Raw genomic sequence first — 11,099 nt, 5'->3', positions numbered from 1 at the left:
CCCGCTCCCGCAACTCATCCGGGTACTTCCGTGGTGCCGCCATGACTGTGAATCCTCCGGGTGTTCGATGTCTCCATCAAACCCGGGGCGGGACAGGGCAACTCCCAGCCAGACAAATTCCCCAGCCAGACAACGCCCGAACCGACAACGCCCCAACCCGACAACGCCCCAACCCGACAACACCCGGCCAGAAAACGCCCCGACCAGACATCACCCCGCCCCCACAACCACAAAGCCATGCTCACCACCCCCAACAAGCGCGGGTGACCTGCCCCGGAGCGGCGGGCGGGCCGCGCCCACCCGCGGGCAGTAAGGTCACGCGCATGGCCAGCAAGCCCAAGCAACTGCTCGCGGAGCTGTCACACCCGGGGCCCCACGAGGTCCTGCGCGGCAATCTCGCCCTGGTGGGGCTGCCGGGGGTCGTGTTCACGCCCCGGCAAGGGCTGGGGTTGCCCGCCGTGGCGTTCGGGCACGGGTGGTTGCAGCCCGCGGCGCGGTATCGGCATCTGTTGCACCACCTCGCGAGCTGGGGTGTGGTTGCCGCGGCGCCTGCGACGCAGGGTGGGCCGCTGCCGTCGTACCGGTTGATGGCGAGTGATCTGCTGACGACGCTCGACGTCGTCACGACGGTGCGCCTCGGGCCCGACGGCATCAGCGTCGACCCGGACAAGCTCGGCCTCGCGGGGCACTCCACGGGTGGCGGGTCCGCCGTCCTCGCCGCGGCCCAGGCCGCCGCGGCGGATGATTCGGTGCGGCCGCGGATCAGGGCCGTCGCGACGGTCGCCGCGGCCCAGACCTTGCCCTCGGCTTCCGCGGCGGCCCAGCTCATCACGGCGCCCGGCCTGCACCTCGCGGCCGAGGAGGACCTCGTCGCGCCGTCCGTCGCGCACGCCGAGGCCATCGCGACGGCGTGGGCGGGGCCCGTGCAGCTGCGCACGATCGGCAAGTCCTCGCACCTCGGCGTCACCGAAGGGCGCCACTGGAGCCAGCTGCTCCTGCACGGCAAGCCCCACCGGCGCACGCAGCAGCTCACGCGGGCGCTGTTCACGGCGTTTTTCCTCACGCACCTCACGGGCACGGAGCGGTACCTGCCGCTGCTGGACGCCGACGTGAAGCGCGCCCAGATCGAGCTGACCGAGGAACCCGCGGCCTGACGCTCAGTCGACGAGCCAGGTGTTGTTCGAGAAGTCCTGGTCGTCGAAGCGGTCGGAACGCACGGGTCGGCCTGGGGGCGGCGGCGTGGGCTCGTCGGGCGCGTCGGCGGGCGGCGTGAGGTCGATGGTCTGCCGGCGGTCGGTCATGGTGCGTTCGGTGAGCCAGCCGCCGGATTCGCGGTGGCGGCGTTGCAGGTCCTGCACGCGCGTGAGGTAACGGCCGTGGGTGGCGGCCATGCGGTGGAGGGACTCGCTGGCGTCCGACGTGGCCGAGGTGACGCGGCGGTCGCGAAGCGCGCGTTGTTCCTGGTGCTCGCGGGCGGCCGCGTCCTGGGCGGCGCGAGCGGCGGCGAGCCGGTCGGGACCGACGGTCAACGCCCGGGTCCGTCGTCGAGCGAGCCGCTGATGCGGCCGACGAAACCCTGGGTGTCGAAGACGTCCGGCGTGGGCCGGGTTCGTCGCGGGTCGCCCGGAGCCGTGCCAAGGCCCGGGAGGCCGGGGAAGAGCAGCGGGGCGAAGCCGTCCATGCCGTCGGGCAGCGACGTCGGATCGGGGCCGAGGGGGTCGAAGGTCAGGTCTCCGCCGGGGGCGGTGCCGAGGTCCGAGGGCGCGGACCGGTCCTGCGGCGGGTCGACGATGTGGGCGCCCAGTTCGGACAGTGATGCCGAAGCAGTGGTGCTGTCGTCCGGGAGATCCAGGTTCCCCGACGCCACGGTGGTCTCGGGCGGTGTGTCCGGGAGTTCCAGGTGGCCCGAGGTCGAACCGGACACCCAGTCGAGCTCGACGGGCGCGGGCGGTTCCACTGTGGACGCTTCGATCGGAACGGACAGGAACCCCGTCAGCGCCCGGAAATGGGCGTCGATGGTGGACGTTGCCGTGGCGCACGAACCCTGGAAAGCCGTGTAGCGGCTGTGGAACTCCGCGACGAACGGCCCGGTCAGCCACTGCCGGGCGGCGCGGGTGGCGTAGTCGTTGGCGGTGGGGTCGCAGTCCCGGACGCGGTCGTGCAGGTCGTTGCCCGGACTGGTCTGGTCCAGCCATCGGGCAAGGTCGAGCAGGTCGTCCTGGGAGACGGCGCGGCCCTCGGACAAGGCCACGATCCGGTGCGCCACCGGCAAAGAGGCACCGGCGACCGAGGGAACGCACAGCTGCAAAGCTTCGTCCACTTTGGTCTGCAGCGCGGTGAAGACGTGGGTCATCGTCTCGGGGATGAGCTGCGCGGCGGCGTCGAGGTGGTCGAGAAGTTCGTCGGGGTGCGCGAACGCACTCTCGGCGGCGGCCGCGGCGGGGCTCTGCCAGGTGCGAAAGAGCGTGGTGACGGCGGTGGCCGCGTCGGCGTGGGTGGCGGCCAGGGTGGCGTGGGCGTGGGCCAGTGTGGTGGCGTCGGCGAGGAAGGTCTGGAAGTCGAGGCCGGCGCTGTCCTGGAACTTCTGCCGGACGTCCTGGTCGGGGTCTATCTTCACCGGCGCGACGGCGTTCCAGATTTCGGCCCACTGGGCGAAGAAGTCGAGTGCCGGCGCGGCCGCGGCGAGGACCTCGTCGGCGGTGCGCGCGCCGACGCCGCCGAGCTCGGGAGCGCGCAGGGCCCCGGTCATGAGGTGCTCGCGTTTCGGGCGGTGTCGACGTGGTCGTCCTCTATGGAGGAATAGCGCGTTGCGGCCGCGTCGAGGTTCGCGGCGAACGACGTGAGCGACCTGGCGTAGGCCTGGATCGCGTCACTGAGCGCGGTGAAACCGTTGCGGTACGCGGCAAACGCCCCGCCGTGCCCCCGCCCGAAATCCGCCTCGGTGACCTGCGCCGCCACCGCCGGCACCCGCGCCGCCGCGGCCTCGATCGCTCCCCGCGCGGCACGCATCGCCTCGGTGTCCGCCTGGTGGCTGCCCTCGGGCATGACCACCCCCTCACTCCGCCGACCCGGCCCCGCCACCGACGGCGCCCGGTGCCACTTCCGTGCACCGGAAATCTACCGAGCAACGGCGGCTGTCAGAACCCCCGGAGCGACAAAGATCAGTCTTCGTCGTCGAGGAGCGAGCCGCTGATGCGACTGCCGCTCGACGACGACTCGAACAGACCCGACCGGTACGGGTTCGACCCGCGTTCCTGATCACCGCCGGTGCTGCCGAGGCCGCCTCCGCCCATCATGCCGCCGCCACCCATCATCGCCATGGGCTGGCCCTGGTGGTCCGGCATGGTCGGGGCGGTGCCGAGGTCTCCGGAGGTCTGACCGGTGGCTCCACCGCCGCCTTGCCAGTCGGTCGGCGCGGTGGCCTGGCCGAGCCCGTCGTCGGCGTCGGAGCCGAGGCCACTGTGGCTGTCGGTCGGATCGAAGAGCGACTGGGCGGTCGTCGAGTCGTCCACGCCCGGCTGGTCGCTGGACGCGGCCGGGGCGTCGACCGGCACGTCGAGGTCGGGCATCGCGTGCCGACCGGTCGATGCCGCGCCGTCGGACTGGTCTGCCGGGGCGTCGCCGGAGTGGGCGGCTGCCTGGTCCGAGGCCGCCGACGTCGCGTGGTCCGCCGAGTGACTGACGGGAGTCGCCTGGTCGGCGGCGTGGCTGACCGGAGTGGCCTGGCCCGGCAGGTCGGCCTGGTGCTGCGCGGCCAGGGGCTGCGCGTCCGAAGTGGCCGGGTGCAGGTCGCCGTCGTCGCCGAGGGTGTATTTGGTCGGCTGGCCGGAACCGTCGTCGACGGTCACCACGGTGGGTCCGTCGGGACCATCGGGGCGTTCGGCGGTGATCTTGAGGTTTCCGTCGTCGATGTGGATCTTGCCGTCGGGGCCGGGCTGGTAGACCTGGCCGGACGGCGTGGTGCCGCCGGTGGCGGCCGGGTCGTGGCCCTGGGGACCGAAGTCCGACGGCGTGCCGGGCGTCTGGGTGCCGGGCGTGGGAGCCGCGGTCGCGCCGTCCGCTGCGGTGGCGGGCTTGTCACCGAAGTCGAGCTGGTACTGCTTCTCCTGCCCGGTGCCGTCGTCGACGGTGATGCCCATTTTGCCGTGGTCGTCGGGCTCGGACATGGAGATCTTGTGGTCACCCTGCTCGACGGTCACCGACTCCGGCTCGGTCTCGTCGGACTTGATCGCCTCGCCGGTCTTCGGGTCGATCGGGTACGGCTGCCCGGTGGTCGGGTCCACCTCGAGCGGCTGGTGCGTGACCGGGTTGAGGTTCGGGTCCGTCGCCGCCGGCGGGGTGACGGCGGGCGTCGGCGGTGGCGTCGCAGCCGACGGAGTGGTCATCCCGCCACCGCCGCCGGTGCCGGTGCCCGACGACGGGCTGCCGGAGCCGCTGCTGTGCCCACCCGTGCTGCTTGTCTTCGTACCGCCGCCGGTGTCCGGGGACGCGCCGAGGTGCAGCGAGGCGAACGGGTCGGTCGGCACGTTCAGACCATCCGAGAACGCCCGCAACGCATTGGTTGCGGCGGTGTGCGCGTTGCGGATCGCCTGCCGGAACTGGTTCATGGCGTCCGAGTACTGCTGGCAGAACTCGTCCATCTGGTTGCACTGCATGTCGGACCACTTGGAGTCGTAGCCCGTGTCGAGGTCCACCGACATGTGCCGGATGTCCTGCGGGTTGATCGGCCCGGTGCCGTCTTCCTGGCTGCGAGCGACCTCGGCGTGGTTCTTCTTCCGCCCCCAGTTGACCGCGTCGTGCAGGCGGTCGATGAACATGCTCATCCCGTCGCAGTCGTCCGGGTTGTGGCTGTCCAGGAGAAGCTTCGCACTTCCTGTGGTCGGCACCTTGGTGATGTCGACGATCGGCGGCCGGACGCTGTGCCACAGCTGCTGCAGGAGCTGGCTGAAGCCGTTCTCGTAACCGCCGTACTCACCGGCTGCTTTGTTGAAGTCGTCCATCTTTTCCGCAGCCGAGTCGGCGGCGTCGCCCTGCCATGCGCTCGTGAGGTCCTGCTTGACCTGGCCACTCGCGTCCTGCGCCGCCTTCGCCGCCTTTCCGAGGTTCGCGGCCCGCCCCTGCGCGCCCCAGAGATAGCCGAACCCGAAGCCGCCCAGCTCGCCGAGAAGACGGTTCTCTTCGTCGCCCGCGCCGTACGGCGGCGCCCATTGCGCAGCGAGGTTGCGTGACGGGTCACCGCGCCATTTGTTGTACAAGCCGACGAATTTGCCGGTCATCTTGTCGTGGAAGCCCGCGAGGGATTTGAGGATGTTGTCGGACGTGTCGTCGAGGTGGACGTCGGCCGGATCCTGCAGCGGGGCGATGATGCTGTCGCCGAGGCGGCCGGAGCCAGGGGGCGGCGCCATGGTCAGGCCTCCTTGCCGGCGTCAGTGATGCCCCAGGTGCTCTCCTGCTCGTTCTCCGAGTGCAGGGTCGCCGACTGGCTGAGGCGCGTCGCGTAGTCCTTGAGGAACGCGCCGCCCTTCGTCGCGGAGTCGCCGAGGGCCTGGGCCTTTGCGACGTACGCGCCGGCGGCCGCCGAGAGGCCGGGGATCTTGCCGAAGTGCGCGGGCGCCAGCTGGGACGCCGCGGTGTAGGTCTTCATCTCGTCGAACGAGGTCGCCATCGTCGACACCTCGTTCGCGACGTTCTTCACCTGATCCGGTTCGATCTTGAATCCGGCCAACGCACTTCTCCCCTCGTGCGGAACAGCTGCCTCAGTGGTCGTCGACCCAGTTCGTGGCCGAGAAGTCGTCGTCGGCCTCCGCCGCGCGGTGGCGCGCGGCCGGGCGGGCCGGAGCCTCCGGGGCTGCCGGGGCCACCGGCGGCCGGAAGGCCGGCACCACCGGCTGCGGTGGTGCGTCCACCGCGGTCTCGTCCTCGAACTGGAAGATCGCGCCGTCTTCGGCGGCCTCCACCGCCCGAATGGCGGCGAGTTCCGCTTCCTTCGACGCGGCGGGGTCGCTCTCGGTTCCGGCGGCCTCACGCTCCGCGCGCAGCTGCTCGCTGCGGGCGCGGTTCTCCTCCACTAGCTTGGCGAACTCCGCCTGACGCGATTCGTCGTCGGTCAGCGCGCGCTCGTGATCGGCCCGGTACTGAGCCCTGACCTCTTCCATCGCCGCCATGCTCCTGGCGAACTGAGGACTCAGCCCCTCCTGCCCGTCCATCCCACTCCCCCGTCGGTCCGCACTGCATGCGGAATGTACCTCCGAGTTCACCGACGGCGCAGGCCGTTCACCGAAAACGGGACGTTCAGGAGACCGCGGACACCACTCCGGCCAGCCGATCCGCCGCGGCCTGGGCCGTGGAGTGGGCCGGGGCCTCGACCATCACGCGGACGAGCTGTTCGGTGCCCGACGGGCGCAGCAGGACGCGGCCCTCTTCGCCGAGTTCGGCTTCGACCTCGCCGACGGCGTCGCGGACTTCGGAGGAGTCGGCGACGGCCGCTTTGTCCGCGACGGGGACGTTGACGAGGACCTGGGGCAGGCGGTTCATCACGCCGGCGAGCTCGGCGAGCTTCTTGCCGGTGGTGGCCATGCGGGACATGAGGCGCAGGGCGGTCAGCAGGCCGTCACCGGTGGTGGCGTGGGCGGGGAGGACGACGTGGCCCGACTGTTCGCCGCCGAGGGCGAGGCCGGAGGCGCGCAGCTCTTCGAGCACGTAGCGGTCGCCGACGGACGTGGTGACGACCGTGATGCCGTGGGCCTTCATCGCGAGGTGCAGGCCCAGGTTGCTCATCACGGTGGCGACGAGCGTGTCCTTCACCAGCTCGCCGTCCTCGGCCAGCGCCAGCGCCAGCACGGCCATGATCTGGTCGCCGTCCACGAGCTCGCCCGAGGCGTCGACGGCGACGCAGCGGTCGGCGTCGCCGTCGTGGGCGATGCCCAGGTCGGCGCCGTGCTCGACGACGGCGGCGCGAAGCAGGTCGGGGTGGTTCGAACCGCAGTGCTCGTTGATGTTGATGCCGTCGGGCTCGGCGTGCAGCGCCACGACCTCGGCGCCGGCGCGGCGGTAGGCCTCGGGGGCGGCGACGGACGACGCGCCGTTCGCGCAGTCGACGACCACCTTCAGGCCGTCGAGGCGGTGCGGCGTGGCCGAGACGAGGTGCTCGACGTAGGTGTCCAGCGCGTCGGAGACGTCGGAGACGCGGCCGACCCCCGAGCCCGTGGGCCGGACGACGTCGGTGCCCGCGAGGCCGGCCTCGATCTCGTCCTCGATGCTGTCGGGGAGCTTGTGCCCGCCCGCGGCGAAGAGCTTGATGCCGTTGTCGGGCATCGGGTTGTGCGAGGCGGAGATCATCACGCCCAGGTCGGCGTCCAGCGCACCCACGAGGTACGCGACGGCCGGCGTCGGCAGCACGCCCAGGCGCAGCACGTCGGCCCCGGCGGACGCGAGGCCCGCCACCACGGCAGCCTCCAGCATCTCGCCGCTCGCCCGCGGGTCACGGCCGACCACGGCCACCGGGCGGTGCGAACGGTCGTGCGCGGCGAGCACCCGCGCCGCGCTGGCCGCGAGCGAGAGCGCCAGCTCCGGGGTCAACTCGGCGTTGGCCAGGCCACGTACGCCATCGGTGCCGAACAGTCGAGCCATCTCCACGACCTCCAAGGTCCAAATCGACCACGACAACCTAGCGGCGGCTACAACCCGGCCGGGCCCCTGCCCCCACCCCAGGAATGTCGCGGACCACGCGCGAAATGCATCACTGTGGGGCAGATGGGACACATGAGGTCCCAGAGAACACAACAGACAGCGCTCGTCGAAGCTGTCACGGCTTCGGAAAGCACGAGAGCGCCCATCCGATGGACGGATGGGCGCTCCCGAGGTTGCCTTTCACAAGGCAAAGCACTTCGACCCCTTGCGCAACACACCTGCTGCGCGCAACCCACCTGGGGGTCCAGGGGCTTGCCCCCTGGTGGGGTTTGGGGGTTCGACCCCCCATGTGATCGGGGCAGAGAGTCCGGCGAAGCGCCGCCAGGCGCGAGCAAGACTCTCCCCCGAACGGCCGACCCTACCGCTTGCTGTACTGCGGAGCCTTGCGGGCCTTCTTGAGGCCGTACTTCTTGCGCTCCGTGGCGCGCGCGTCACGGGTCAGGAAGCCGGCCTTCTTCAGGGCCGGGCGGTCGTCCGCGTCGACCTCGACGAGGGCGCGGGCGATGGCGAGGCGCAGCGCACCGGCCTGGCCCGAGATGCCGCCGCCGTGGAGGTTGGCGAAGATGTCGAACGAGTCCGGCTTGTCGACCGTGACCAGGGGCTCACGAATGAGCTGCTGGTGGACCTTGTTCGGGAAGTACTCCGCGAGGCTGCGGCCGTTGAGCTTGAACTCACCGGTACCGGGGACGACGCGGACGCGGACCACGGCCTCCTTGCGACGGCCGACGGTCTGGGCGTTGCCACCCGCGGCACGCGACGGACGCGGGGCGGCGGGCGTCTCGCTGGTGGCGACGGCCTCGCCCTCAGGGGTCTCGGTCGAGGCGACGACCTCGGTCTCGGTGCTGGTCACAGACTGTTCCTCACTCACTGCGCGACCTGCGCGATCTTGGTGATCTCGCGCGCCTGCGGCTGCTGCGCGGCGTGCGGGTGCTGCGGGCCGGCGTACACCTTCAGCTTCTTGGCCATGGCGCGGCCCAGCTTGTTCTTCGGCAGCATGCCCTTCACGACCTTCTCGACGAGGTGCTCGGGCTTGGTGTCGAGCAGCTCGCCGAAGGAGCGCTTGCGCAGACCGCCGGGGTAACCACTGTGGCGGTACGCGAACTTCTGGTCGCGCTTGTTACCGGTGAGCGCGACCTTCTCGGCGTTGACGATGACGACGAAGTCGCCGGTGTCCACGTGCGGGGCGTAAGTCGGCTTGTGCTTGCCGCGCAGCAGCGTGGCGACCTCGGTCGCGAGCCGGCCGAGCACGACATCCTCGGCGTCGATCACGTGCCAGGCACGAGTGACGTCGCCGGGCTTGGGGCTGTACGTGGGCAAGGGTCTACCTCGTCGTCAACAATTGCGTGTGGGTTCTGTGCGGGCCTAGCGCTGACGCGCCGCAACGCACAACGACATATGAAGATACGCCCCTGCTCACGTGAGCCGTACAGCGGGGGGTGCCCGCCGGTCGAGATCCCCGAAACCGGGCACCTCGGACCGCACCGGGGATTCTACCGGCCGTCCTCGCCGAACCACCCACGAGGGCGCGCGCGACAGGCCAAGATGAGACGATCCGCGCGGACAGCCGAACACCCCCGGGGGAAAGCGATGACGAAACGGGCACGCCGGGCGGCGCTCGCCCTGGGCGCCGTGCTGGTGCTCGCGACCGCGTGCGGGCAGGCCCGCGCCGGCACCGCACTGCCCAACGGCGACCAGGCGTCGGCCTACGTCGGCGCCAAGTTCGAGAAGGCCATGTCGAAGCTCGAGGACTCGATCCTCGACGCGCGTGACGTGACCAACTCCGCCGACGCCTACTTCAAGTTCGACGACAAGTGGATCCACAGCGTGATCACCTCGGCGCGCACCGGCAGCCCCGAGAGCCGCGTGGTGCACAACCGGTCGCAGAAGAACCCCGACGAGATCATCGACACGTTCACCCCCGCCGACGGCCCGCTCGAGTACGTGTACCTCGGCCCGACCTACAAGTCGCTCGCGCCGACGGCCTGGGTGTCGATGCCGAAGCCCGAGGCCGGCCTCATCCAGCCGTGCGCGTGGGGCGGGGTGCTCACGGCCTGCAAGATGGCCAACGCCGTGGACGACTCGTACAACGCCGACAAGAAAGCCGTGCGCGGCGCGAAGAGCGCGGCGGACGGGTCGGCCGAGCTCACCGTGAACGTGCCGTTCTCCCAGTTCCTCGACAAGCGCGTGGAGCTGCTGCCCGACTCGCTGCTCAAGGAGGTGGGACCGCAGCTGAACAAGTCCGTGATCCCCACCACGATCAAGCTGGAGCCGGACGGTTCGCTCGCCGAGTTCGTGATGGCGGCCAAGTTCTCCGGCGACGGGCACAACATCGAGCTGAAGTACGACTTCCGCTTCACCGGCAAGGCGACCGCGCAGGACCTGCCGAAGCTGCCGGACGCGAGCCAGATCACCGCACTTCCGGACGACGCCGCCAAGCAGGACTTCTACCGCCGGCTCGGCGAACTGCAGGGCAACTGATGAGCACCCGAGGTGACCTCCGATGACACAGCCCCCGCAGCCGCCCGAGCAGCCGCAGCCGCCACAGCAGGCTCAGCAGTGGTGGCAGCCGCCCGCCGCGCCCGCGGGTCAGGACCCGCACAACCCCGGTCAGTGGCAGCAGGGCGCGTGGCAGCAGCCACAGCAGAACCCGTGGTCACAGGGCACACCGGCCCAGCAACCGGACACTCAGCACCCCAACGCGCAGCACCCGAACACGCAGCACCCGAACACCGGCGGGCAGCAGTACGCGAACCCGCAGCAGTACCCGAGCGGAGCGCAGCTCCAGCCGTACCCGGGCCCGGCGGCGCAGCCCTACCCCACGAGCGGCCCGCAGCACCAGCCGTACGCCAACCCCGCGAGCGGGCCCCAGCAACAGCCCTACGCCACCCCGGCGAGTGGTCCGCACCAGCAGCCGTACGCCGGGCAGCAGGTGCCGGGCGTGCCGCCGCAGCAGCAGGGGTTCGGCGGCGGGTTCCAGCCGACGACCTACGGCGGGCTCGGTGCCTTCTCCGCCGAGGCCGTGCAGAAAGCGCCGCGCTCGCGCAAGCCGTGGCTGATCGGCGGCGCGGTGGTGGTCGTGGCGGTGCTCGGGGGCGGTGCGGCGTGGCTGCTCGGGGCGTTCCGCGGTGACACGCTGGAGCAGAAGTCGTTGCAGGACGGCGTTTCGAAGGTGCTCGCCGAGAACTACGGTGAGCCCGACGTGAAGAACGTCTCCTGCCCCTCGGGAGAGTCCACACAGAACGGCACCACGTTCGACTGCACGCTGCAGCTCGGCGGACAGCCGCGGAAGGTCACCGTGCGGGTGCTCAACGACAAGCCCGAGTACGAGGTCGGCGCGCCCCACTAGCCCCGCCGGCGCGCGGGTCCGGAGTGGACACCCACCGGGAACCCGTTGCCGGACAACGAAAACG

General features: G+C 71.0%; 12 protein-coding genes. 3 read left to right on the top strand and 9 right to left on the bottom strand.

Going from position 1 to position 11,099, the window contains the following annotated elements; translation table 11 throughout:
- Nucleotides 1–323: 323 nt before the first annotated feature.
- On the top strand, nucleotides 324–1,154 hold the full coding sequence (locus ACWEOE_RS38170) for a dienelactone hydrolase family protein (RefSeq protein ID WP_452018026.1): 831 nt from the start codon (nucleotides 324–326) through the stop codon (nucleotides 1,152–1,154).
- Nucleotides 1,155–1,157: 3 nt separating this feature from the next.
- On the opposite strand, the gene ACWEOE_RS38165 is transcribed toward ACWEOE_RS38170, so the two are convergent.
- From ACWEOE_RS38165 to rplM, 9 genes are all read right to left on the bottom strand, one after another.
- Nucleotides 1,158–1,529 (bottom strand): hypothetical protein, encoded by a 372-nt coding sequence (locus tag ACWEOE_RS38165; protein ID WP_452018024.1) that lies wholly within the window; start codon nucleotides 1,527–1,529, stop codon nucleotides 1,158–1,160.
- Nucleotides 1,526–2,749 (bottom strand): hypothetical protein, encoded by a 1,224-nt coding sequence (locus tag ACWEOE_RS38160; RefSeq protein WP_452018022.1) that lies wholly within the window; start codon nucleotides 2,747–2,749, stop codon nucleotides 1,526–1,528. The genes ACWEOE_RS38165 and ACWEOE_RS38160 overlap by 4 nt, the downstream gene beginning before the upstream one ends.
- A complete protein-coding gene (locus ACWEOE_RS38155) occupies nucleotides 2,746–3,045 on the bottom strand; it encodes a hypothetical protein (protein WP_452018020.1) in 300 nt (99 codons plus the stop codon). The genes ACWEOE_RS38160 and ACWEOE_RS38155 overlap by 4 nt, the downstream gene beginning before the upstream one ends.
- Before the next feature lie 116 nt (nucleotides 3,046–3,161).
- On the bottom strand, nucleotides 3,162–5,405 hold the full coding sequence (locus tag ACWEOE_RS38150; protein WP_452018018.1) for a hypothetical protein: 2,244 nt from the start codon (nucleotides 5,403–5,405) through the stop codon (nucleotides 3,162–3,164).
- 2 nt (nucleotides 5,406–5,407) lie between these two features.
- Entirely contained in the window at nucleotides 5,408–5,725 is a 318-nt protein-coding gene (locus ACWEOE_RS38145) for a hypothetical protein (protein WP_452018016.1), read from the bottom strand.
- Nucleotides 5,726–5,756: 31 nt separating this feature from the next.
- A complete protein-coding gene (locus tag ACWEOE_RS38140; RefSeq protein ID WP_452018014.1) occupies nucleotides 5,757–6,206 on the bottom strand; it encodes a hypothetical protein in 450 nt (149 codons plus the stop codon).
- Nucleotides 6,207–6,291: 85 nt separating this feature from the next.
- A complete protein-coding gene (gene glmM / locus ACWEOE_RS38135; protein WP_452018012.1) occupies nucleotides 6,292–7,629 on the bottom strand; it encodes a phosphoglucosamine mutase in 1,338 nt (445 codons plus the stop codon).
- A 418-nt stretch (nucleotides 7,630–8,047) separates the two neighbouring features.
- A complete protein-coding gene (gene rpsI, locus ACWEOE_RS38130; protein ID WP_360597513.1) occupies nucleotides 8,048–8,539 on the bottom strand; it encodes a 30S ribosomal protein S9 in 492 nt (163 codons plus the stop codon).
- Nucleotides 8,540–8,553: 14 nt separating this feature from the next.
- Nucleotides 8,554–9,006, bottom strand: coding sequence for a 50S ribosomal protein L13 (gene rplM, locus ACWEOE_RS38125; protein WP_220246114.1), 453 nt, complete (start codon nucleotides 9,004–9,006; stop codon nucleotides 8,554–8,556).
- Between the two features lie 270 nt (nucleotides 9,007–9,276).
- Here rplM and ACWEOE_RS38120 point away from each other — a divergent pair, with 270 nt between their 5' ends.
- Complete coding sequence (locus ACWEOE_RS38120) at nucleotides 9,277–10,167, top strand: hypothetical protein (protein WP_452018009.1); 891 nt, start codon at nucleotides 9,277–9,279, stop codon at nucleotides 10,165–10,167.
- Between the two features lie 22 nt (nucleotides 10,168–10,189).
- Nucleotides 10,190–11,035, top strand: coding sequence for a DUF4333 domain-containing protein (locus ACWEOE_RS38115; RefSeq protein ID WP_452018007.1), 846 nt, complete (start codon nucleotides 10,190–10,192; stop codon nucleotides 11,033–11,035).
- The last annotated feature ends 64 nt before the right edge of the window (nucleotides 11,036–11,099 follow it).

It is taken from the genome of Amycolatopsis sp. NPDC004368 (assembly GCF_053602515.1).
The sequence above is the reverse complement of the archived record's forward strand: the minus strand, read 5'-3'. Positions and strand labels throughout refer to the sequence as shown.

What these genes read in the sequence shown, in the direction of transcription:
- ACWEOE_RS38170 (WP_452018026.1), top strand. Translation starts at nt 324, where the DNA reads ATGGCCAGCAAGCCCAAGCAACTGCTCGCGGAGCTGTCACACCCGGGG.
- ACWEOE_RS38160 (WP_452018022.1), bottom strand. Translation starts at nt 2,749, where the DNA reads ATGACCGGGGCCCTGCGCGCTCCCGAGCTCGGCGGCGTCGGCGCGCGC.
- ACWEOE_RS38155 (WP_452018020.1), bottom strand. Translation starts at nt 3,045, where the DNA reads ATGCCCGAGGGCAGCCACCAGGCGGACACCGAGGCGATGCGTGCCGCG.
- ACWEOE_RS38150 (WP_452018018.1), bottom strand. Translation starts at nt 5,405, where the DNA reads ATGGCGCCGCCCCCTGGCTCCGGCCGCCTCGGCGACAGCATCATCGCC.
- ACWEOE_RS38140 (WP_452018014.1), bottom strand. Translation starts at nt 6,206, where the DNA reads ATGGACGGGCAGGAGGGGCTGAGTCCTCAGTTCGCCAGGAGCATGGCG.
- glmM (WP_452018012.1), bottom strand. Translation starts at nt 7,629, where the DNA reads ATGGCTCGACTGTTCGGCACCGATGGCGTACGTGGCCTGGCCAACGCC.
- ACWEOE_RS38120 (WP_452018009.1), top strand. Translation starts at nt 9,277, where the DNA reads ATGACGAAACGGGCACGCCGGGCGGCGCTCGCCCTGGGCGCCGTGCTG.
- ACWEOE_RS38115 (WP_452018007.1), top strand. Translation starts at nt 10,190, where the DNA reads ATGACACAGCCCCCGCAGCCGCCCGAGCAGCCGCAGCCGCCACAGCAG.